General features: G+C 72.5%; 17 protein-coding genes. 11 read left to right on the top strand and 6 right to left on the bottom strand.

From position 1 onward, the window contains the following. The first annotated feature begins 70 nt into the window (after positions 1-70). From ACI3ET_RS04060 to secA, 3 genes are all read left to right on the top strand, one after another. The gene (locus ACI3ET_RS04060) at positions 71-1,285 is read left to right on the top strand and encodes a winged helix-turn-helix domain-containing protein (protein WP_405031679.1); all 1,215 of its coding nucleotides are present in this window, start codon (positions 71-73) and stop codon (positions 1,283-1,285) included. Positions 1,286-1,401: 116 nt separating this feature from the next. Next, a complete protein-coding gene (locus ACI3ET_RS04065) occupies positions 1,402-4,074 on the top strand; it encodes an ExeM/NucH family extracellular endonuclease (protein WP_405031680.1) in 2,673 nt (890 codons plus the stop codon). A 160-nt stretch (positions 4,075-4,234) separates the two neighbouring features. Then, complete coding sequence (secA, locus tag ACI3ET_RS04070) at positions 4,235-6,973, top strand: preprotein translocase subunit SecA (protein WP_405031681.1); 2,739 nt, start codon at positions 4,235-4,237, stop codon at positions 6,971-6,973. A 4-nt stretch (positions 6,974-6,977) separates the two neighbouring features. Here the strand turns inward: secA and ACI3ET_RS04075 are convergent, their stop codons facing one another. Beyond that, complete coding sequence (locus tag ACI3ET_RS04075) at positions 6,978-7,496, bottom strand: Rv3235 family protein (RefSeq protein WP_405031682.1); 519 nt, start codon at positions 7,494-7,496, stop codon at positions 6,978-6,980. Beyond that, positions 7,493-8,242 (bottom strand): LysM peptidoglycan-binding domain-containing protein, encoded by a 750-nt coding sequence (locus ACI3ET_RS04080; protein ID WP_405031683.1) that lies wholly within the window; start codon positions 8,240-8,242, stop codon positions 7,493-7,495. The genes ACI3ET_RS04075 and ACI3ET_RS04080 overlap by 4 nt, the downstream gene beginning before the upstream one ends. A gap of 131 nt (positions 8,243-8,373) precedes the next feature. Between ACI3ET_RS04080 and ACI3ET_RS04085 the strand changes: the two genes are divergently transcribed. After that, positions 8,374-8,937, top strand: coding sequence for a hypothetical protein (locus ACI3ET_RS04085; protein WP_405031684.1), 564 nt, complete (start codon positions 8,374-8,376; stop codon positions 8,935-8,937). A gap of 21 nt (positions 8,938-8,958) precedes the next feature. Here the strand turns inward: ACI3ET_RS04085 and ACI3ET_RS04090 are convergent, their stop codons facing one another. Then, positions 8,959-9,180, bottom strand: coding sequence for a helix-turn-helix domain-containing protein (locus ACI3ET_RS04090; RefSeq protein WP_405031685.1), 222 nt, complete (start codon positions 9,178-9,180; stop codon positions 8,959-8,961). 210 nt (positions 9,181-9,390) lie between these two features. Between ACI3ET_RS04090 and ACI3ET_RS04095 the strand changes: the two genes are divergently transcribed. From ACI3ET_RS04095 to pruA, 4 genes are all read left to right on the top strand, one after another. After that, the gene (locus ACI3ET_RS04095; protein ID WP_405031686.1) at positions 9,391-10,077 is read left to right on the top strand and encodes a hypothetical protein; all 687 of its coding nucleotides are present in this window, start codon (positions 9,391-9,393) and stop codon (positions 10,075-10,077) included. Next, the gene (locus tag ACI3ET_RS04100; RefSeq protein WP_405031687.1) at positions 10,074-11,552 is read left to right on the top strand and encodes an AAA family ATPase; all 1,479 of its coding nucleotides are present in this window, start codon (positions 10,074-10,076) and stop codon (positions 11,550-11,552) included. Before ACI3ET_RS04095 ends, ACI3ET_RS04100 begins: the two co-directional genes overlap by 4 nt. 89 nt (positions 11,553-11,641) lie before the next feature. Beyond that, on the top strand, positions 11,642-12,112 hold the full coding sequence (locus tag ACI3ET_RS04105; RefSeq protein WP_405031688.1) for a DUF6912 family protein: 471 nt from the start codon (positions 11,642-11,644) through the stop codon (positions 12,110-12,112). Positions 12,113-12,126: 14 nt separating this feature from the next. Further along, on the top strand, positions 12,127-13,755 hold the full coding sequence (pruA, locus tag ACI3ET_RS04110) for an L-glutamate gamma-semialdehyde dehydrogenase (protein WP_405031689.1): 1,629 nt from the start codon (positions 12,127-12,129) through the stop codon (positions 13,753-13,755). A gap of 21 nt (positions 13,756-13,776) precedes the next feature. Here the strand turns inward: pruA and ACI3ET_RS04115 are convergent, their stop codons facing one another. Together ACI3ET_RS04115 and ACI3ET_RS04120 are read right to left on the bottom strand one after the other, a co-directional pair. Next, positions 13,777-14,277, bottom strand: coding sequence for a DUF2505 domain-containing protein (locus ACI3ET_RS04115; protein ID WP_405031690.1), 501 nt, complete (start codon positions 14,275-14,277; stop codon positions 13,777-13,779). Positions 14,278-14,282: 5 nt separating this feature from the next. Beyond that, on the bottom strand, positions 14,283-14,762 hold the full coding sequence (locus tag ACI3ET_RS04120) for a hypothetical protein (RefSeq protein WP_405031691.1): 480 nt from the start codon (positions 14,760-14,762) through the stop codon (positions 14,283-14,285). Positions 14,763-14,883: 121 nt separating this feature from the next. Here ACI3ET_RS04120 and ACI3ET_RS04125 point away from each other — a divergent pair, with 121 nt between their 5' ends. Further along, complete coding sequence (locus ACI3ET_RS04125) at positions 14,884-19,671, top strand: NAD-glutamate dehydrogenase (RefSeq protein ID WP_405031692.1); 4,788 nt, start codon at positions 14,884-14,886, stop codon at positions 19,669-19,671. A 76-nt stretch (positions 19,672-19,747) separates the two neighbouring features. Continuing rightward, positions 19,748-21,277 (top strand): sensor histidine kinase, encoded by a 1,530-nt coding sequence (locus ACI3ET_RS04130; RefSeq protein ID WP_405031693.1) that lies wholly within the window; start codon positions 19,748-19,750, stop codon positions 21,275-21,277. Positions 21,278-21,317: 40 nt separating this feature from the next. On the opposite strand, the gene ACI3ET_RS04135 is transcribed toward ACI3ET_RS04130, so the two are convergent. Continuing rightward, positions 21,318-21,566: a WhiB family transcriptional regulator gene (locus ACI3ET_RS04135; protein WP_075958809.1), complete on the bottom strand. Its 249-nt coding sequence runs from the start codon at positions 21,564-21,566 to the stop codon at positions 21,318-21,320. A 328-nt stretch (positions 21,567-21,894) separates the two neighbouring features. Here ACI3ET_RS04135 and ACI3ET_RS04140 point away from each other — a divergent pair, with 328 nt between their 5' ends. Continuing rightward, positions 21,895-23,103: an amidohydrolase gene (locus ACI3ET_RS04140; protein WP_405031694.1), complete on the top strand. Its 1,209-nt coding sequence runs from the start codon at positions 21,895-21,897 to the stop codon at positions 23,101-23,103. Positions 23,104-23,115: the final 12 nt, after the last annotated feature.

The following is a 23,115-nucleotide window of genomic DNA, read 5'->3' on the forward strand; positions in this document are numbered from 1 at the left end:
GGTGTGGACCGCGGGCCCGCCACCACCGAGGAGGCGGGCCCGCGCCGCTGTCCCGTGGCACAGTGGGCCGGTGACCCGCGTCCCGACCATCAGCCTGGCCACCGCGCGGCGAACCGCGCTCGCCGCGCAGGGCTTCGCGGACCGGCGTCCCGGCCCGGGCACCGCGACGACGCGGCACGTCGCGCGGGTGCTGGACCGCGTCCGTGTGGTGCAGATCGACAGCGTCAACGTCCTGGCCCGCACCCAGTACCTCCCGTTCTTCTCCCGCCTCGGGCCCTACGACACCGCGCTGCTCGACCGGGCCCGCGACGGGGCCGGGCCCCGGGCGCGCACCGGACGCCGCGTCGTGGAGTACTGGGCGCACGAGGCGTCTCTGGTGCCGCTGCAGACCTGGCCGCTCCTGGCCTTCCGCATGGAGGGCGCGCGCGAGCGGGCCTGGAGCCGCGAGATCGTGCAGAGCCACCCCGGGCTGCTGCAGACCGTGCTGGAGGTGGTGGGCGAGCACGGGCCCCTGACCACGCGCGCCGTCGAGACCTACCTGCCGCACGGCGCCGACCGCCCCACCGAGGACTGGGGATGGAACTGGTCGGCGGTCAAGCGGTGCCTGGAGTTCCTCTTCTGGTCCGGTCAGATCACCTCGGCCGGGCGGACCGCCTCCTTCGAGCGCAGGTATGCCGTGCCGGAGGCGGTCCTGCCCGCGGACGTGGTGCAGCGCCGCGACGCGCTGCTGGAGGAGGACCCGCAGGAGGCCGTGACCGAGCTGCTGCGGCTGTCGCTGCTCGCCCACGGGCTGGGCACCCAACGGTGCCTGGCCGACTACTTCCGGCTCCGCGGGCCCCGGGTCGCCCGCGCGCTGACGACCCTGGAGGAGCGAGGTCACGCGGAGCGGGTGCAGGTGCGCGGGTGGGACCGGCCGGTATGGCGTGACCCCGCCGCACGGTCGCCGCGCTCCGTGCCGGGCTCGGCGCTCCTGAGCCCCTTCGACTCCCTGGTCTGGCAGCGCGAGCGGACCGAGGCGCTGTGGGGGATGCGCTACCGCCTGGAGATCTACGTGCCGGCCGGGCAGCGGGTTCACGGCTACTACGTCCTGCCCTTCCTGCTCGACGAGGAGCTCGTGGGACGTGTCGACCTCAAGGCGGACCGCCTCTCCGGCACGCTGCTCGTGCAGTCGTCGGGCTGGGAGCCCGGCGCGGACCCCGCCCGGGCGGTGCCCGCGCTGCAGGCCGAGCTCGAGGCGATGGCCGGCTGGCTCGGGCTGTCCCGCGTGGACTTTGCCAAATCCTGACCAGCCGTTCACGCGGCGGCTGCCATGTCGTCGCGGGAGGGCCGATCGAGAGTCCTAGGGTCCATCAGGTCGCGCACGTGCGCGCCACCCCTCCCCGATGAGAGAAGGACCCTGCGATGACGCATCCCTCCCGGACCCGAGCGGCCGTGGCGGTGGCCGGAGCGGCCGCGCTCCTGGCCGGCCTGCTCGTGCCCACGGCAGCCGCCGCCGGCGACGACCCGACCACCCTCGACGACCTGGTCATCAGCGAGTACGTCGAGGGCTCCTCGAACAACAAGGCCATCGAGATCTTCAACGGCACCGGTGCCGAGGTGGACCTGACGGGCTACGCGCTGGAGTACTACTTCAACGGGAGCTCGAGTGCCGGCCTCACGATCACTCTCACCGAGACTGTCGCAGCCGGGGATGTCCACGTCGTCGCGCAGGCCAGCGCGAACGCGACGATCCTGGCGCAGGCCGACCAGACGAACGGGTCGGGCTGGTACAACGGCGACGACGCCATCACGCTGGTCTCGGGGGATGCTGTCATCGACTCCCTCGGTCAGGTCGGGGTCGACCCGGGTAGCCAGTGGGGGACCGGTCTGGTGTCCACGGCCGACAACACCCTGCGGCGCAAGGCCGACGTCTGCACCGGTGACACGGACCCCCGGGACGTGTTCGACCCGGAGGTGCAGTGGGACGGGTATGCGCAGGACCTTGCCTCCGGGCTCGGCCGGCACGTCGCCTGCGGTGCGGGGGAGGAGCCGGGCGACCCGGGCGACCCGACCGCTCCCGGCGTGTGCGGTGACGCCGCCACCCTGATCGGTGTGGTGCAGGGCAGCGGTGCCGCCAGCCCGCGGGCGGGCACCACGGTGACCGTCGAGGGTGTCGTCGTCGGGGATTTCCAGCACAGTGGTTCCTACCAGGGCTACTACGTCCAGGACGCCGGCGACGACGACTCCGCCACCTCCGACGGCATCTTCGCCTTCGCTCCCGGTGGCGACGACGTCTCCGTGGGCGACACCGTCCGGGTGACCGGCGCCGTGTCGGAGCACTTCGGGCTCACCGAGATCACCGTCTCGTCGGTCGACGTCTGCACGGAAGACGGTGCGCTCCCCGCGCCCACCGAGCTGACCCTGCCGCTCCTGGACCACGAACCGTACGAGGGCATGTACGTGACCTTCGCGCAGGACCTCGCGATCCTCGAGTACTTCAACTACGGCCGCTACGGCGAGATCGTGCTGGGCGTGGGTGACGAGACGTCCCGGCAGCACCAGCCGACGGCGGTCCACGAGCCGGGCTCGGTCGAGGCGCACGAGCTGGCCCGGTACAACGCCAGCCACCGCATCATGCTCGACGACGGCCTGGGCGCGCAGAACCCCGCGTTCCTGAGGCACCCGGACGGCGAGGCGCTCACCCTCGACAACCGTTTCCGTGGCGGTGACACGGTCACCGACGTCGCTGGCGTCCTGGACTACCGCTTCAGCGAGTGGGGCATCCAGCCGACCGATCCCGCGGCCTACACGGCGGTCAACGGCCGACCGGAGGTCCCCGAGGTCGGTGGCACGACGACGGTCGCCTCCTTCAACGTGCTCAACTACTTCACGACGCTCACGTCGGAGGATCGAGACGCCCGTGGAGCTGACACGGAGGAGGAGTTCCTCCGCCAGGAGGCCAAGATCGTGGCAGCCATCACCGAGATGGACGCGGACATCGTCGGGCTGATCGAGATCGAGAACAACGGCGACGAGGCAGTCGGCCGCCTGGTCCAGGCGCTCAACGCGGCCGCGGGCGAGCCGCGCTGGGCCTTCGTCTCCACCGGACCCGTCGGGACCGACGCCATCACGACGGCGTTCATCTACCAGCCGGCGCAGGTCGAGCCGGTGGGTGACTTCGCGGTCCTTGACACCTCCGAGGACCCACGGTTCCTCGACGACCTCAACCGTCCGGCGCTGGCCCAGACCTTCGTCGACCTCGAGGCGGGCGGACGGGTGACCGTGGTCAACAACCACCTCAAGTCCAAGGGCTCGGACTGCGACGACGTCCAGGACCCGGACACCGGTGACGGGTCGGGCAACTGCAACGGCGTGCGCACCACCGCCGCCGACGCGCTGGGCGACTGGGCCAACGCTGACCCGACCGGCACGGGGACCGAGGAGGTCCTGATCATCGGGGACCTCAACTCCTACGACAAGGAGTCGCCGATCGACGCGCTGGTCGCGGACGGGTTCACCGACCTGCTGCTGAAGTTTCAGGGCGAGCACGCCTACAGCTACGTCTTCGACGGGCAGCTGGGCTACCTCGACTACGCCATGGCCAGCGCGGCCCTGGCGGAGTCGCGGGTCACCGGTGCTGCGGCCTGGAACATCAACGCCGACGAGCCGAGCATCCTCGACTACGACATGACGTTCAAGCCCCCGACGCAGGATGCGATCTACGCACCGGACCCGTACCGGTCCAGCGACCACGACCCCGTCCTCGTCGGGCTCGACCTCGATCTGACGGCGCCCGTCGTCGAGGCCATCGCCGAGCCGCCGCACATCTGGCCGCCCAACGGCAAGTGGCGCAACGTGACCACCGTCGTGCTTGCCACGGACAACGTCGACGCCGACCCGACGATCACCCTCGTCGGTGCCGAGACGAACGGTCGGGGCGAGATCGAGGTCGTCTCGGACAGCAGGTTCAGGGTGAGGGCCGTCCTCGGGGCCTCCTACACGATCACCTACGACGTGACCGACGACTCCGGCAACACCACGACGGAGGCGGTGACCGTGGCGGTAGCCAAGCCGGGGAAGGGGAAGGGTCGCTGACGAGGCCCCTCCGACGGGACCGGTGACGCGCCGGTGACCAGGGGGCGCGGGTGACCAGCACGGTCGCCCGCGCCCCTCGCCATCCCCGACGGGGTTGTCGGCCCCGTGCCACCGCCGGCACCGGTGGGGGATTCTCACGCGGGGCGGTTAGCCTAGGCGGGTGCCGAACCTGTTCGAGAAGATGCTGCGCGCCGGTGAGAAGACCGCGCTGCGCCGGCTGGAGACCATCGCCAAGCAGGTCAACGCCCTGGAGGAGGACTTCGAGGGGCTGACCGACGCCGAGCTGCGAGAGGAGACCGACAAGTTCAAGGCCCGGCTGGCCGACGGGCAGACGCTGGAGCAGCTGCTGCCGGAGGCCTTCGCCGCCGTCCGCGAGGCGTCCAAGCGGACCATCGGCAAGCGCCACTTCGACGTCCAGCTGATGGGCGGGGCGGCCCTGCACCAGGGCAACGTCGCGGAGATGCGCACCGGTGAGGGCAAGACGCTGGTCGCCACCCTGCCGTCCTACCTCAACGCCCTCGAGGGCAAGGGCGTGCACGTCATCACCACCAACGACTACCTTGCGCAGTACCAGTCCGAGCTCATGGGCCGCGTCCACCGCGCCCTCGGCCTGGAGACCGGCTGCATCCTGTCCTCGATGACCCCCGCGCAGCGGCGCGAGCAGTACGCGATGGACATCACCTACGGCACCAACAACGAGTTCGGCTTCGACTACCTGCGCGACAACATGGCCTGGTCGCTGGCCGACCTGGTGCAGCGCGAGCACCACTACGCGATCGTCGACGAGGTGGACTCGATCCTCATCGACGAGGCGCGCACGCCGCTGATCATCTCCGGGCCGTCCGACCAGGCCACCAAGTGGTACGCCGAGTTCTCCAAGCTGGTGCAGCGCCTCGAGCGCGGCCAGGCGGGCGACCAGATGCGCGGCATCGAGCCCAGCGGTGACTACGAGGTCGACGAGAAGAAGAAGACCGTCGGCGTGCTCGAGAGCGGCATCGAGAAGGTCGAGGACTACCTCGGGATCGACAACCTCTACGAGTCGGCGAACACCCCGCTCATCGGCTACCTCAACAACGCGATCAAGGCCAAGGAGCTGTTCTCGCGCGACAAGGACTACGTCGTCATGGACGGCCAGGTCATGATCGTCGACGAGCACACCGGGCGCATCCTGCCCGGACGCCGCTACAACGAGGGCATGCACCAGGCGATCGAGGCCAAGGAGGGGGTGGAGATCAAGAACGAGAACCAGACCCTGGCCACCGTCACGCTGCAGAACTACTTCCGCATGTACGACAAGCTCGCCGGCATGACCGGCACCGCGCAGACCGAGGCGGCCGAGCTCAACCAGATCTACAAGGTGGGCGTGCTCACCATCCCGACCAACCGGCCGATGGTCCGCCTGGACCAGCCCGACCTGGTGTACCGGACCGAGGAGGCCAAGTTCACCGCGGTCGTCGAGGACATCGTCGAGCGGCACCGCGTCGGTCAGCCCGTGCTCGTCGGCACCACCAGCGTCGCGAAGTCGGAGTACCTGTCCGAGGCGCTGCGGCGCCGCGGCGTGCGGCACGAGGTCCTCAACGCGAAGCACCACGAGCGCGAGGCCGCGATCGTGGCCGAGGCCGGGCGCAAGGGCGCGGTCACCGTCTCCACCAACATGGCCGGACGCGGCACGGACATCATGCTCGGCGGCAACCCCGAGTTCCGTGCGGTCACCGGGCTCTCAGCGCGCGGCCTGGACCCCCACGAGACCCCGGAGGAGTATGAGGCCGCCTGGGACGAGACCTACGCGCAGGCCGAGGCGTCGGTCGCCCAGGAGCACGACGAGGTGACCGGGCTGGGCGGGCTCTACGTGCTCGGCACCGAACGGCACGAGTCCCGCCGCATCGACAACCAGCTGCGGGGCCGCGCCGGGCGTCAGGGCGACCCCGGTGAGAGCCGCTTCTACCTCTCCCTGCAGGACGACCTCATGCGGATGTTCAACGCCGCGATCGTCGACCGCGTGATGGCGACGACGGGGCTGGCGGACGACGTGCCGATCGAGTCCAAGATGGTCTCGCGGTCCATCGCCAGCGCCCAGTCGCAGGTCGAGGCGCAGCACTTCGAGACCCGCAAGAACGTCCTGAAGTACGACGACGTGCTCAACCGTCAGCGCGAGGTCATCTACGGCGAGCGGCGCCGGGTACTGGACGGCGAGGACCTGCACGAGCAGGTGCGCATCTTCATCAACGACGTCGTCGCGGACTACGTCACGGTCGCCGGCGGGGAGGGGCTGGCCGACGGGATCGACCTGGAGAAGCTGTGGGGGGAGCTGGCGCAGCTCTATCCCGTGCAGGTGTCGGTCGAGGAGGTCGTGCAGACCGCGGGTGGGCGGGCGGCCGTCTCCACCGACCTGCTGGTCGAGGAGCTGACCTCGGACGCCCAGCACGCCTATGACGAGCGCGAGACCAGCATCGGGGCCGAGCGGATGCGCGACGTCGAGCGTCGGGTCGTCCTGCAGGTCCTGGACCGCAAGTGGCGCGAGCACCTCTACGAGATGGACTATCTCAAGGAGGGGATCGGGCTGCGGGCGATGGCGCAGCGCGAGCCGCTGGTGGAGTACCAGCGCGAGGGCTACCAGCTCTTCCAGGCCGTGATGGAGGCCATCAAGGAGGAGTCGGTCCGGTTCCTCTTCCACGCCGAGGTGACCCCCACCGAGCCGCAGCCGGAGCGGCAGGAGAAGCTGACGTTCGTGGCTCCGACGGAGGACGGGTCCGCCGAGGCGCGCCCGGTGCGGGCGGACGGCAGCCATCCGGACCAGGCTGCGGCCGGGGGGTCCGGCCTGGACGGCCGGGACTCACCGGACGACGGCGGGCAGGCCGGCAACCGTGCCGACCGCCGACGCGCCCGGCGGGGCCGCTGACCCGTCAGCCGAGCTCCCAGGCGGTGATGAGCCACCGCCCGTCGACCCCGGTCATCCGCAGGGCGAGGGCGCGGATCCGGCCGTCGGCCCACACCACCGCCGACGCCTCGCACACCCCGTCGGCGGGGTGGCAGGTGCGCACGGTCCGGACGACCGGCGGTCGGTGCGTGCGACGCCCGCGGCGGCGCGCCAGCTGTCCGCGGCGCTGGGCCCGCTCGTAGATCTCCGGCGCCAGCCAGCGCCGCAGCTGGTCGGGGGAGCGGGTCCCGTCGTGCGTCTCCAGGACCGCCTGCACCATCCGGCGTGCCCAGGCCCCGGCCTCCGGCAGGTCGGGGGTAGAGGTCGCCTGCGGTCCGAAGAAGCTGTCGCCGCCCCCGGCGCGGAAGTCGACCGCCAGGCACCCCTGGACGTAGGTCGGACCGGTCTCGGTCCGGGCCTCGCCCCAGTCCGAGCCCTGCGGTGCGGGGTCGGTCGAGGGCGCCGGGAGCAGCCGGAGCACCGGCGGCCCCGACCCGGAGCTCATCGCCCCGCCCCGGCGGTCGGCACCACGAGCCGTTGACCCGGGAGGACGAGGTCGGGGTCGTCGCCGATGAGGTCGCGGTTGGCGGCGTACCAGCGGGGCCACGCCTCGGCGACGTCCTGGTCGGTCGCCTGCGCACCCAGGTGGCGTGCGGCGATGTCCCACAGGGTGTCTCCGCGGTGCACGACCACGGCCTGCTCACCGGACGCCGTGGGGACGACGCCGACCAGCCCGATATCGCCGGAGGGGGCAGCCACCGGGACCGGGGGCGTGGGCGTCCAGCCGGGCACCGGGGCCGGTGCGTCGGGAACGGCGTCGTGGCTGTCGAGCACGGACGAGGGGTGCGTCGACCGCGGCCACTCCGCGCTCGCGGCGACGGTCGCGCCGACGGTCACCGGGGAGGCGTGCACCGCCGCTGGCGCCAGCCCGATCGAGGCCGCTGCCAGCAACCCGGCGGCCACCCTCCCGGTGAGGCCGACCGGGGCTCGGGCCCCCTCACCCGAGCCTCCTGTGACTCCGGGTGCCGGGCGGAGCACCTGGACGGTCGCCGCCAGCAGCAGGAGCGCGGCCCACGCGCACAGCATCCCGGCGGCGGCCGGGACGACGAACGCCAGTCCCTCCTCCACCCGGGCCACGTCCGGACCCGGCCAGCCCCGGACGGCACCCCTCAGCGTCAGCCACGACACCACCCCGGCCAGCCCACCCCCGAGCAGACCGAGCAGACCAGCCCGTCTCGTCGCAGTGTGCATAGTTCCTCCCATGTGCGTTCGTTTGCGGTTGTTTGCGTCACCCTACGGCGCCAGTCGTCGTCGGGGCAAGACGGCAGAGGGGGTTGTGGACGACCGAGGAGGGCGCAGCCCGCGAGTGGCACGATGTCCCCATGCGGTGGGAGTCCCTCTTCGAGGACCTGGAGGCCCAGCTGGCCGGGCTGGAGCAGCGGGAACGGGCGGCCGAGGTGGCCGAGCACACGCGTGCCGAGCGCGGGCAGGTGGCACTGACCGACCGGCTCGTCGGCGCCGTGTCCACCGAGCTGCGGCTGCGGGTGGGCGGGGTCGGCTGGCTGCGGGCCACGCTGCTGGACGTCGGCACCGACTGGGTCCTGCTGGACACCGGCGGCAGTCTCCGCTCGCGCGGGAGCGAGGCGCTGGTCCCGGTCGCGGCACTGACTGCGGTCGAGGGGCTGACCCGTCGTGCCGACACCCGTGAGGACGTCGAGAGCCGGCGGTTCGGCCTGCGCCACGCGCTGCGGACGGTCAGCCGTGACCGGGCCGTGGTGCGCGTGCACGACCGGGACGGCGACCACGTGACCGGGACCGTGGACCGCGTGCTCGCCGACCACCTCGACCTGACGCGCCACGCCGACGACGAGCCGCGACGCGCCCCCGCCGTGCGGGGGGTCGTCAGCCTGCCCTACGCCGCGCTCTCGCTCGTGCGCCGCCTCTGAGGACGCCGGGCAGGTCCAGCGTCAGTCGAGGTCGTCCGCCCCGTGCCGGATGCTCTTGCGCGTCTGGGTGTACATCCGCTGGATGTAGTCCTCCAGCTCGCTGGTCTCCACCCGCCAGACCCCCCGCCCCCCGAGCTTGACCCCCTTGAGGTCGCCGGAGCGGACCAGCGCCTTGACCTGCGACAACGAGACGTTGAGGGTCTCGGCGACGTCGGTCAGGGTCAGGAATCGTGGTGCGGGCATGGGTCGACAGATCCTCTCGGCGAAACGTCTTGACCGAGATTTTACGGACTCTTGGCCCTCGCTTGACCGCCCTGTGGACAAGATGGTCGGGCAGGGTCCGCGCCGGGTAGCGTGCGTGACGCGCACCGACACGCCCGGGGGCTTCCTGGACGGTCCGGCAGGCTCGTGCACACCACCGGACGACGGCAGACCAGAGGGGACACCACACGCATGCCCACCGCGACCACCGCTGGACCGGGCGAGCGGCCGCGCGCCGCTCGCCGACTCGAGCCGCCGAGCTGGCGCGACCTGCGCCTGGTGGTGGGGCTGGTCCTGGTGCTCCTGTCCGTGGCCGGGGGGCTGCGCCTGGTGAGCACCTTCGACGACTCGACGCCGGTGTATGCGGCCACCCGGGACCTTCTGCCCGGCCAGCAGGTGAGCAGCACCGACGTCGTCGCGGTGCCCGTCAGGATGGGTGAGCAGCTCGAGGGGTACGTCGACGGGTCGGCACCGCTGGCTCCGGGCACCTACCTGTCGCGCCAGGTCGCGGCGGGGGAGCTCGTGCCCGTGTCGGCACTCGTCACCGCGCGTGAGGTGCTCGACAAGACGGTCAGCGTCCCGGTGGACGTGGCCGCCGCACGGACGCTCGCGGCGGGCGCCGTCGTCGACGTCTGGGTCAGCCCCCGTGACCGGGAGGAGCTGGGAGAGGCCTACGGCGACCCCCGGCTGCTCCTGCCCGGTGCCGTCGTGGACCGCGTCCCGGCAGAGACCACGGGTCTGGGGGCCGGTCTCGGTCGAGCCGCCGTGCAGGTGGTCGTGCCTGCCGACCGCGTCGGCGAGGTGATCGCCGCCGTGGACCAGGGAGCCCGTGTCACCCTGGTCCCGGCCCCGCGCGCGGACGAGGAGCCCGACCGGTGACGCTGCCGCTCGTCACGGCCGTCGCGCCACGCTGGGAGGCCGAGCTGGCGGGGGACCTCGCCCGGTCGGACCGCGTCATGGTGGTGCGTCGCTGCGCCGACGTGGCCGAGCTGGTCGGGGTCGTCGCCGCTGGCCTCGGACGTCTCGTCGTCGTGTCCTCCGACCTGCGCGGGCTCGACCGCGCCGTGGTGGAGACCCTGGCCAGCCACGACGTCCAGGTGCTCGGCGTCCATCCGCCGGGGGACGAGGCCGCAGCCCGGACGCTGCTGCGGTGGGGTGTCCCGGTCGTCGTGCCGGCGGACGCCGGAGCCTCAGGACTGGCGGGCGCGCTGGCCGAGCTCCTCGACAGGCTCGACCACCCGGACCCGGACCCGGACTCCGGGGCCCGCGCCGGGCTGGGCGGTGAGGTCGCCGGGGAGCTCGACGCGGCCGCCGGCCCTCCTGGCAGCGCCGGTGCTGTCTCGCTCCACGCCTTCCCAGGACGCGAGGACCAGGACCGGGCCGGGGGGAGGGCGCACGGCATACCCGGGAGGGGCCACGGGACGACCGACCCCGGCAGGCCCGGGGGAGACGGTGAGGAGGCGCCGGCCGGTCCTGCGTCCGGCGACCCGCCGGAACGGGGTCGCGGGCAGGTGCTCGTCGTGTGGGGGCCGACCGGCAGCCCGGGTCGCACGACGACGGCCGTCAACCTCGCCGCGGAGCTCGCAGACCCCCTGCACCCGGTGGTCCTCGTGGACGCGGACACCTACGGCGCGAGCGTGGCCCAGACGCTGGCCGTCCTGGACGAGGTCCCCGGCGTCCTCGCGGCCGCTCGGGCTGCAGACCACGGAACGCTCGACACCGACCAGCTGGCGACCCTGGCGCCGGAGGTGATGCCCGGTCTGCGCGTGCTCACCGGGCTGCCCCGGGCCGACCGGTGGACCGAGCTGCGCGACGTGGCGCTCGCCGACGTCCTGGAGCAGTGCCGGCAGCTCGGCCGGTGGGTGGTCGTCGACGTCGCGGCGCCGCTGGAGCAGGACGAGGAGCTGTCGTTCGACACCCTGGCGCCACGCCGCAACGGCGCCGCCCTCACCGCCCTCGAGCAGGCCGATCGGGTGGTGGTGGTCGGGTCGGGGGACCCGATCGCTCTGCAGCGTCTCGTCCGCGGCCTCGAGGAGCTGGCGACCGCGACGGTCGCCCCCCGCACGGTCGTCGTCACCCGGGTCCGACCCGGCCCGGTCGGGCCCGAGCCCGGACGACGGATCCAGGAGTCTCTTGACCGCTTCGCCTCGACCGGCCCGGTCCACCTGGTGCCCGAGGACCAGGACGCCCTGGACGCCGCCCTGCTGCACGGGCGGGCGCTGCGGGAGGTCCGCCCCCGCAGCCCCGCGCGGCTGGCCCTCGCCGCCCTGGCCGACGTCCTCGGAGAGCGGGAACCGAGGACGCGACGGTCGACCTCGACCCCGTGGCTGCGGCGGGGCCGGTGGGCCGGCTGAGGTCGGTCCGCCCGCTGCCGGGTACGTCTGCGACGATGGCCGGGACGACCCCAGGACGGTGGTCGCCGACGCGCGACGAGGAGAACCCGATGACGACGGTCCGGTGCTACGTGCCGCTGACCCCCGACCAGCTCGCCCGGCTGCGGGCGGACCGGACGCTGCCCGGACCTCTCGGCGGGTATGCGGTGACCGACGCCCTCCGTGCGGACCTGCCGGGCGGCGACGCCGACGTGTGGGAGCACGCGGCCCTCCAGCACGCGGCCCGCGCGCTGGTCGACGCCGGTGCACCGGTCCTCATCGCCGCCGTCGACCTCACCGAGGAGCGCGTCGACCGCACGCCCACGGGTGGCGCCGGGGTGGGGGTCGGCGACGTGGACCTGCCACGGGTGGCAGCCCTGCACCTCGGCGACGACGTGGTCACGGGGGAGCCGTCCGCGGTGGAGGGCCAGGGGGAGGACGTCGAGCTGTCCTGGTACGACACGACCGAGATCGCGCACGTGGCAGAGTTGGTCGAGGCCCTGCGCCCGACCGGCCAGGACGAGAACGCACCCGAGAGCTGAAGGAGCCCCACCGCATGGACGCCGTCGTCGATGTCCCCGTCCCCGTCAACGAGCGGGTGCTGGACTACGCCCCGGGCAGCCCGGAACGCGCCGAGCTGGAGGTGGCCCTGGCGCAGATGGCGGCCGAGCAGGTCGAGCTGCCGCACGTCATCGGCGGTCGGGCCGTCACCGGCAGCGGCACTCCGGTGGACGTGGTGCAGCCGCACGCGCACGCCGAGGTGCTGGGCACCCTGCGCGACGGCACCGGCGAGGACGCGCAGCTGGCGGTGGACGCCGCCCTCGAGGCCGGGCCGGCGTGGCGGGGCCTGTCCTTCGAAGACCGCGCCGCGGTGCTGCTCAAGGCAGCCGACCTGCTTGCCGGCCCGTGGCGTGCCCGCCTCAACGCGGCGACGATGCTGGGGCAGAGCAAGACCGCCCACCAGGCGGAGATCGATGCGGCGTGCGAGCTGGCCGACTTCTGGCGGTTCAACGTCCACTTCGGCCGCGAGCTGCTGGCCGAGCAGCCGCTGCGCAACTCACCCGGCACCTGGAACCGGGTCGACCAGCGCCCGCTGGAGGGCTTCGTCTACGCGGTGACGCCGTTCAACTTCACCGCGATCGCCGGCAACCTGCCCACGGCACCGGCCCTGATGGGCAACACCGTGGTGTGGAAGCCCGCGACCACGCAGACCCGCGCGGCGGCTGTGCTGATGGACCTCCTCGTCGAGGCGGGGCTGCCCGACGGGGTGGTCAACATGGTGACGGGGTCGGGGCCGGCGATCTCCGAGGTGCTGCTGGGGCACCGCGACCTCGCGGGCATCCACTTCACGGGGTCGACGCGGGTCTTCAACGACTTCTGGCACCAGATCGGCAGCAACCTGTCGACCTACCGCTCCTACCCGCGCATCGTCGGCGAGACCGGCGGCAAGGACTTCGTCGTCGCGCACCCCAGCGCGGACCTCGACGTCCTCCGCACCGCCCTCGTGCGCGGGGCGTTCGAGTACCAGGGGCAGAAGTGCTCGGCCGCGTCGCGGGCCTACGTGCCGCAGTCGTTGTGGACGCAGCTGCGCGAGGAGCTGGTGGCGACCACCGAGGGCCTGACCGTCGGCGACGTGCGCGACCTGTCCAACTTCATGGGCGCGGTCATCGACGAGCGGGCCTTCGTCAAGCACCGTGACGTGATCGACGCCGCCCACCAGGTCGACGGCGTCGAGATCATCGCCGGTGGGAAGTACGACGACACCGTCGGCTGGTTTGTCCGACCGACCATCGCCGTCGTCTCCGACCCGGCCCACGAGATGGTCACGACCGAGTACTTCGGGCCCATCCTGACCGTCGTCGTCTACCCGGACGCGGAATGGAGCAGCATGCTCGTCCAGATGGAGTCCGTCGCGCCCTACGCGCTCACCGGCGCCGTCATCTCCCAGGACCGGGCGGCCGTGGCCGAGGCGACCCGGGTGCTGCGCTTCGCCGCCGGCAACTTCTACATCAACGACAAGCCGACCGGCGCCGTCGTCGGGCAGCAGCCGTTCGGCGGCGCCCGTGCCTCAGGCACCAACGACAAGGCCGGCTCTGCGGCCAACCTGCAGCGCTGGATCAACACCCGGGTGATCAAGGAGACCTTCGTCCCTGCCAAGGACCACCGCTACCCGCACATGGGGTGAGCGCGCCGGTGGCGCGCTGCCTCAGTGGCTCGCGAGCCACTCCCGGCCGACCGCTTCCTCGACCAGCACCGCCTCCCTGATCTGAGGGGCGACGGTGGCCTCGATCTTCTTGCCCAGGAAAGGCACGTTGGCCTCGAGGTCGCCGTCGACCACGTGCAGGGTGCTGCCCCCCTCGGAGCTGGTGCGCAGGTGGACCCCGCCGGTGAAGCTGATCGGCAGGCCCGGCATGTCGAGCGACATCGCGCCCTCGCGCTCACCGTCGGCGTCGGCGTCCCCCCACCGCACGGTCTCGACGATGAGCAGCTGCGGACCCACGAACGCCTTGGCGAAGTCGGGGACGTCGTGGGTGGGCACGTGGCGTCGGGTGGTCACGACGGTGGCCCCGTCCTGGGTCTCCACGGTGACGGTCTGGTCGAGGGAGCCGGCGCGGACGCACCGCAGCTCCTGGTAGTCGACGTCGGTCAGCATCGCGAAGGTGCGGTTCGGGTCGGCGGGGTGCACGACGGTCTCGGTGATCCTCATACCCGTCAACCTAGTGCCTGCAGCCGACGCTGCAGCGCGTGCAGGCGGCGCAGCACCACCCCCTTGTGCGCGGTGGCCAGCCGGCCGGAGCGAGCGAGGTCGGCCGTGTGGTCGACGAGGTTGGCCAGGTCGACGGCGACGGCGCCGGCCGGCGGCGCCCACGCCGGGTCGCCGTCCAGCAGGAGGGGCGCGACCCGCCTCAGGGAGGCTGCGGCCGCCCGGCAGGACGCGTGGTCGACGGGGCGGGCCGGCCCACCGATCGCGCCCACGACGTGCGGTCGGGGCGTGGGGAGCTTCGCCCCCTCGGCGAGGTCGACGAGCAGGTGCGAGAGCGCGTCCACGAGCGCGTCCGCGAGGCCGGTCACCTCGGGCCACCCGAGGTCGGCCGCCGACCCCTGCAGGTCCTCGACGGCCAGCAGCGGCGCGGCCAGCGGTGCGTCCGTGGGGCGCGTCGGGGAAGGCGGACCGCCGCTGGGCGTGGGCATGGGAACCACTGTAGGCAGGTGCCGGGACGGGCGGCGCCGCTCGTGCACAGGCGGGTAGTCTGGCGGCAGCCGCACGAGGAGGTGCGGGCTCTCGGCCACGACCTAGGAGTGCTTGTTAGTGATGGCGGCAGACACGCTGTTCGACCGGTTCTACCACCACACCCACGAGGAGATGGCGGGCCGGGACCCAGGTCATCTGCGCGCCGCCGCCGCCTCCGTCGCCGAGCTGTCCGCTGGGCGCGAGCCAGGGAGGGCACGTGTGCGCGTGCTCAACCCGGTGCTGGAACGGGACGGCTGGACCAGCGGGCACACCTTCGTCCAGGTCGTGACCGACGACATGCCCTTCCTCGTCGACTCGGTCCTGGGCGAGCTGGCCCGGCACGGCCTCGGTGTGCACCAGCTCTACCACCCCCAGGTCGTCCTGGACGAGGCGGACGGCACGCCGCTGGACGTCGACCCTCGTGAGGTGGGGCAGGGGCAGCGCATCGAGTCGTGGATGCTCATCGAGGTCGACCGGCTGCCGGAGGAGGACCGGCGCGAGACGCTGCGGTCCGACCTCGAGCGGGTGCTCGGTGACGTGCGGCGCGCGATCGAGGACTGGCACGCGATGCGCCAGCGGGCCCGCGCGATCATCGCCGAGCTCGAGCTCGCCCCTCCCCGCACCGTCGACCAGGCGACCGTGAAGCCGACCGTCGACTTCCTCAGCTGGCTCGACGACCACCACTTCACCTACCTGGGCTACCGCTCCTACGACCTCGTGGAGCAGGACGGCCAGGCGGCCCTGCGGTCGGTGCCCGGCAGTGGCCTGGGGATCCTGCGCGACGAGGAGGGCTGCGAGGCCTCGGTGAGCGTGCTGCGGCCGGAGGCCGCAGCCACCGCCCGCGACCCGCGGTTGCTCACCGTGACCAAGGCCAACACCCGGGCCACGGTGCACCGCTCGGTGCCCCTGGACTACATCGGGATCCGTCGCTTCGACCGAAACGGCACCGTCGTGGGCGAGCAGCGCTTCCTCGGCCTCTTCACCCAGGGCGCCTACGCCGAGTCCACGACGCGGCTGCCGATCGTCGGCACCAAGGTCAAGCAGATCCTCGACCACAGCGGCTACACGCCGGACAGCCACTCGGGCAAGGACCTCATCAGCGTCCTCGAGGGCTACCCCCGCGACGAGCTCTTCCAGGCCCCGGTCGAGCACCTGGAGGCCAGCGCCCAGGAGGTCATGCGCCTGCTCGAGCGGCCAGCGGCCCGGGTCTTCACCCGCCGCGACGAGTTCGGCCGGTTCGTCAGCGCACTGGTCTTCCTGCCGCGCGACCGTTACACCACGGCCAACAGGCTGCGCGTCCAGAGCCTCCTGGAGGAGACCCTCGGGGGGGAGCTGTCCGACTACGCGACGCGGGTCAGCGACGGTCCCCTGGCCCAGCTGCACTTCGTCATCCGCCTCCCGCGCGACCGGGATGCGCCGGTCGTCGACGAGGCGCTCCTGCAGGAGAGACTCTCGGCCGTCACCCGCACCTGGGTCGAGGGGCTGACCGAGGCCATCGCGTCCCAGGTGGACGACGAGGCCGCCGTCGGCGACCTCGTGGCCCACTACGCCGACGCCTTCCCCGAGGCCTACAAGGAGGACTTCGACGGGGCGACCGCCTACGTCGACCTCGCGCGCCTGGCCGACCTGCAGGGCCCGACCGCCGCGGCCCGTCCACGGCTCTACCGGGACGAGGGCGACGAGCCGGCCGAGCGCCGGATCAAGGTCTACCGCCGCGAGGAGATGTCGCTCACCGACGTCCTGCCGGTCTTCGCCGACCTCGGCCTGGAGGTGACCGTCCAGCGGCCCTACGAGGTCTCCGGCCGTTCGGCCCGGACGAGCTACGTCTACGACTTCGGGCTGCGCGCCGCCTCCGCCGAGGTGTGGGAGGGGGACGACGAGCGGACCGAGGAGGACGTGGCCGGCGCCTTCGAGGACGCCTTCACCGCGGTCTGGAGCGGAGCCGCCGAGTCAGACCGGCTCAACTGCCTCGTCCTCACCGCCGGTCTGGACTGGCGCACGGTCGTCATCCTGCGCACCCTGGCCCGCTACGGCCGGCAGATCGGGCAGCACAGCCTGGACTACCTCGAGGACGCGCTGGTCGCCAACCCGGTCCTCGCCGGCCTCCTCGTCGACCTGTTCACCGTGCGCTTCGACCCTGACCTGGACGTGGACGAGGCAGGCCGCGCCGAGCGTGCCGAGGCCGTGCTCGCCACGGTCCAGACCGCGCTCGACGACGTGGTCAGCCTGGACCAGGACCGCATCCTGCGCACGCTGGTTGCGGTGGTCCAGGCGGGCCTGCGGACGAACTTCTTCCAGCGGGACGCCGAGGGCCGGCCCAAGGCGCACGTCTCCCTCAAGCTGCTGCCGCGCGAGCTGGTGATGCTGCCCGAGCCGCGCCCGGCCTACGAGATCTGGGTCTACGCCCCGCGCGTCGAGGGCTCGCACCTGCGCTTCGGCCCGGTCGCCCGCGGCGGGCTGCGCTGGAGCGACCGGCGCGAGGACTTCCGCACCGAGGTGCTCGGTCTCGTCAAGGCCCAGATGGTCAAGAACGCCGTCATCGTCCCGACCGGGTCCAAGGGGGCCTTCTTCGCCAAGCAGCTGCCCGATCCCGGCGTCGACCGCGACGCCTGGCTGACCGAGGGCAAGGCCGCCTACCGCACCTTCGTCTCCGGCCTGCTGGACATCACCGACAACCGGGTCGGCACCGAGGCCGTGGCCCCCGACAGGGTCGTGCGCTACGACGGCGACGACCCCTACCTGGTGGTGGCCGCGGACAAGGGGACGGCGACCTTCTCCGACTTCGCCAACGGCATCGCCCGCGAGTACGGCTTCTGGCTCGACGACGCGTTCGCCTCGGGAGGCTCGGCCGGCTACGACCACAAGGAGATGGGGATCACCGCCCGCGGTGCCTGGGAGTCGGTCAAGCGCCACTTCCGCGAGCTCGGGCACGACACCCAGTCGCAGGACTTCAGGGTCGTGGGCGTCGGCGACATGAGCGGTGACGTCTTCGGCAACGGGATGCTGCTCTCCGAGCACATCCGGCTGGTGGCCGCCTTCGACCACCGGCACATCTTCCTCGACCCCGATCCCGACGCCGCGGCGTCCTTCGCCGAGCGCCAGCGGATGTTCGAGCTCCCGCGCTCGTCCTGGGCCGACTACGACACCGCGCTGATCAGCGGGGGCGGCGGGGTCTACCCCCGCACCGCCAAGTCGGTGCCGATCAGCGGACAGGTGCGCACGGCGCTGGGCATCGAGGAGGGCGTCACGGCGATGCCGCCCGCCGACCTGCTGCGTGCGATCCTCGCCGCCCCCGTCGACCTCATCTGGAACGGCGGGATCGGCACCTACGTGAAGTCCTCCGCGGAGACCCATCTGCAGATCGGTGACCGCGCCAACGACGCGATCCGGGTCGACGGCCGGGACCTGCGGGCCCGGGTGGTCGGCGAGGGCGGCAACCTCGGCCTCAGCCAGCTCGGCCGGATCGAGGCGGCCCTGCACGGCGTCCACGTCAACACCGACGCGATCGACAACTCGGCCGGGGTCGACAGCTCGGACCACGAGGTCAACATCAAGATCGCCCTGACCCCGTTGGTCCAGGGCGGCTCGATGACGCTGGAGGAGCGGGACGAGCTCCTCGGGTCGATGACCGAGGAGGTCGCCGCCAAGGTGCTGCGCCACAACTACGAGCAGAACGTGCTCATCGGCAACGGTCGCAGCCAGCGCGAGGTCATGGCCCCGGTACACCAGCGCCTCGCCCGCTACCTGGGCGAGACCGCGGGTCTGGACCCCGAGCTGGAGTTCCTCCCGGACCGCAAGGAGTGGGCCCGCCGGGACAAGGAGAACATCGGGCTGACCAGCCCCGAGTTCTCGGTGCTCGTCGCCTACGCCAAGCTGGGTCTGAAGCAGGCGCTGGCCGACAGCGAGCTGCCCGAGGACCCGGCGATGACGGAGTGGCTGCTCGGCTACTTCCCCGGTCCGCTCCGCGAGGCTGCGGGTGACTCGCTGCTGGAGCACCCGCTGCGCCGGCAGATCATCGTCAACGAGATCGCCAACACCATGGTCAACCGTGGCGGCGTCAGCTTCGCCTACCGGGCTGTCGACGAGACGGGCGCGACCCTGTCCCAGATCGCGCGCGCCTTCCACGTCGTGCGCGCCGTCTTCGGCATGTCCTCCTACATGACCCAGGTCGAGGCCCTGGACAACGTGGTCGACACCGACACCCAGACCGAGCTCTACCTGGAGTTCCGTCGACTCATCGACCGTTCCGTCCGCTGGTTCCTGAACAACCGGTCCCTCACCGCGGCGACGGACCGGGAGATCGAGCACTTCGCCGGACCCGTGCACCAGCTGCTCCCGCAGATGGGGAACCTGCTCCAGGGTGACGAGCGCGAGCGCTGGGGCGACCAGGTGGCGTGGGCGACCGGGCGGGGGGTGCCCGAGGAGCTGGCGCGGACCTACGCCTCCCTGCTCGACAGCTTCTCGCTGCTGGACGTCACCGAGCTGGCGATGGAGATGGGCAGGGAGGTCGACGAGGTCTCGCAGGTCTACTTCGGGGTGTCCGAGGCCTTCGGCCTCGACGACCTCCTCACGCACGTCTCGAGCCTGCCCCGCGTCGACCGGTGGTCGTCGCTGGCCCGAGGTGCACTGCGGGACGACCTCTACGGCGTCATGCGCGGACTCACCCGCACGGTCGCCGAGCGGACGACCCCGGGTTCGGAGTCGGTCGAGCGGGTCCATGACTGGATGGTCGAGAACCGCGACGCCCTGGCCCGCACCAGCCAGGTCCTGCAGACGGTCCGGCAGATGGACGCCCCCGACCTCGCACCCCTGTCGGTAGCCCTGCGCACCCTCCGCGGCCTCGTGCGCCAGGGTGCCGCGAACGACTGACCCACCCATCCGCAGGTATGCCGTCGCGCCCGTGGGAGCGGGCGTGACGGCACACCGTGGCGGGTAGGGTCGTGCCGTGCCGACGCTGCGTGACGCCCTCTCCAGGACCGCCCTGTCCGCCGCCGACGTCGACTGGCTGCACCGGCTGGTGGGGGACTGGCAGATGCTGACCGACCTGGCGTTCGCCGACCTGACGCTCTGGCTGCCCGTCCAGCTCGACGACGAGGCCGACCCCCAGCTCTCGCCGTGGTTCCTCGCCGCGCACGCGCGGCCCTCGACCGGTCCGAACTTCTACCACGACGACGTGATCGGCCGGCCGCCGACGCCGGCGCGCGAGCGGTGGCTGGACGAGACGCTCACCACCGGGGTGACGATCACGCCCGACGAGCTGGGCTACGTGCGGGAGCAGTACGTCCCCGTGGTCCGGGCGGGGCGGCCGGTGGCGGTCCTCGTGCGGCACACAGACCTGCACAACATGCGGCAGCAGGGCGGGCTGGAGGTCAACTACCTGCAGATCAGCCAGCAGCTCTTCGCCATGGTCGCCGAGGGAGCCTTCCCGATCGAGGGGGCGGCCATCGGTGTGGGGCGCGGGACGCCGCGGGTGGGCGACGGGGTCGTGCGGCTCACCGCCGACGGGCTCATCGACTACGCCAGCCCCAACGCGGTGTCGGCGCTGCGCCGGCTCGGGCACACGGACCAGGTCAACGGCGCGGACCTGTCCGAGATCGTCACCAGCCGCCTCGTCCAGGGCACGAGCGTCGACGAGACCGTGCCGCTCGTCCTCACCGGCCGGGCGCCGTGGGGCACCGAGATCGACAGCGGCGGCACCAACCTGACCCTGCGCGCCGTCCCCCTCACCCGTGCGGGGCGGAGGGTCGGTGCGCTGATCCTGTTGCGCGACGTCAGCGAGATCCGTCGTCGCGAGCGCGAGCTGCTGAGCAAGGACGCCACGATCCGGGAGATCCACCACCGGGTCAAGAACAACCTGCAGACGGTCGCGGCGCTGCTGCGCCTGCAGTCCCGCCGCCTGACCGACCCCGCCGCGCGGGAGGCGCTGGCCGAGGCCGGGCGCCGGCTCTCGACCGTGGCGCTCGTCCACGACACTCTCTCGCAGGGACTGACCGAGCAGGTCGACTTCGACGAGGTGGCCGCCCGGATGCTGCGGGCCACGGTCGAGGTGGCGTCGACGCGCACGGTGGTCGCGACCGAGCTGACCGGGTCGTTCGGCTCGCTGCCCGCCGAGGACGCGACGCACCTGGCGATGGTCCTCGCCGAGCTGGTGCACAACGCGGTCGAGCACGGCTTCGAGGAGCAGCCGGAACCGGCTCCTGGGGCCGACCGGTCGTCGGAGCAGGCGGCGCCGCGGGTCGTGGTGGACGCCCGGCGGCACCGGGACGGCGGTCAGGAGACGATCGAGGTCACGGTCACCGACAACGGGGCCGGCCTGCCGGAGGGGGTGGCCGGCCCGGACCGCAGCGGACTGGGGATGCAGATCGTCGAGGCGCTGATCAGCGACCTGCGCGGCGCGATCACGTGGGAGGCGGCGAAGCCGCACGGGACCGTCGTGCGGTTCACCGTGCGGCTGCGGTCGACGTCGGTCGGCTGAGGTTCGAGGGGTGTGCGGGGGTGGGTGCGGTCCGGCGGGCTCAGCCGGCCCGGCGGGCGCGCGCCTTGCGCCGCTTGAGGGCACGGCGCTCGTCCTCGGACAGGCCACCCCAGACGCCGGCGTCCTGCCCGGTCTCCAGCGCCCACTTCAGGCAGGTGTCGATCACCGGGCAGGTCCGGCAGACGGCCTTGGCCTCCTCGATCTGCTGCAGAGCGGGGCCCGTGTTCCCGATCGGGAAGAACAGCTCCGGGTCCTCGTCCAGGCATGCTGCGCGATCGCGCCAATCCATCAGTCGTGCTCCTCGGGTCGCTGCACAGGGCAGAGGTAGGTGCCGCCACGATCCGTCGTGGTGCTGGGGTGGCACCGGAGGTGTGGGACGACAGCGTCGGCATGCTTCAGGTCTGGGCGCACGCGGCCCCCAGGGGCGGGTCGCGAGCTTTCCGTGCCAACGCGGGGCGTCGACGTAGTGTTCCCCCATACTCCCAGAGCCCCCCCGCCCGGCACAAGGGTTCTCGTGGACCGATGTCGGTGTGACTGGTGAGGCGTCAGTCACACCGGTGCCTCGCGTCGTAGGGTGTGACGACGCCGTCCGCCAGCCTGCAAGGAGTGCACCAGCGATGACCCAGGACCACCCCCTCGCCCTGTTCGGAGCCCGGGTCGTCCCGGTCGACGGCGACCCGATCGACGAGGGGGTCGTGCTGCTGCGCGACGGCCGGATCGAGGCCGTCGGCGCGGTGGGTGAGGTGGTCGTGCCCGGCGACGCCGAGGTCGTCGACGCGAGCGGGGGGTGGGTCCTGCCCGGGCTCGTCGACGCGCACGTCCACCTCGGGGTCTGGGAGGAGGGCGAGGGCTGGGCCGGTCAGGACACCAACGAGATGACCGACCCGGTGATGGCCGCGGCCCGGGCGATCGACGCCATCAACCCGCGCGAGCAGGGCTTCGACGACGCGCTGATGGGCGGCGTGACGACCGTCAACGTCAACCCCGGGTCGGGCAACCCGATCGGCGGCCAGGCGGTCGCGCTGAAGACCTACGGGCGGTATGTCGACGAGATGGTCCTGCGCAACCCTGCCGGGGTGAAGTCGGCGCTGGGGGAGAACCCCAAGCGGGTCTACGGGGACCAGAAGAAGACGCCCTCGACCCGGCTCGGGGTCGCGCTGGTGCTGCGGACGGCGTTCGAGGCAGCCCGGTCCTACCAGGCGCGCAAGGCGGCCGCCGACGGCAAGCCGGTCGACACCGACCTCGTCAGCGAGATCCTGGGGCGGGTCCTGGACCGGGAGATCCCCTGGCGCCAGCACTGCCACCGGGCCGACGACATCGCGACCGCGCTGCGGCTGGCCGACGAGTTCGGCTACCGGCTGGTCCTGGACCACGGCACGGAGTCCTACCTGCTGGCGGACGTGCTCGCCGCGCGAGACGTGCCGGTGCTCTACGGCCCCCTCATCGTCAGCCGGTCGAAGGTCGAGGTGCGTGAGCGGTCGCTGCGCGCGCCGGGGATCCTGGACCGCGCCGGGGTGGCGGTCTCGATCATCACCGACCACCCGGTCGTGCCGATCGAGTACCTCATCACCCAGGTCTCGCTGGCCGTGCGCGAGGGGATGGACCGCGACGCCGGCCTGCGGGCGGTGACGATCAACCCGGCCCGCGTCCTCGGTGTGGAGGACCGCGTGGGCTCGCTCACCGTGGGCAAGGACGCCGACGTGGTGCTGTGGTCCGGCGACCCCCTCGACCTGCAGTCGCGCGTGCTCCGCACGTGGGTCGACGGCACCGAGGTCTACACCTACGACGTCGACCGCGACGAGGGGCGGGTCCGCCCCCGCTCCTGAGCGGCGCGTGGC

The sequence above is a fragment of the Ornithinimicrobium jinqii genome (assembly GCF_045032595.1).
Classification (GTDB): domain Bacteria; phylum Actinomycetota; class Actinomycetes; order Actinomycetales; family Dermatophilaceae; genus Ornithinicoccus.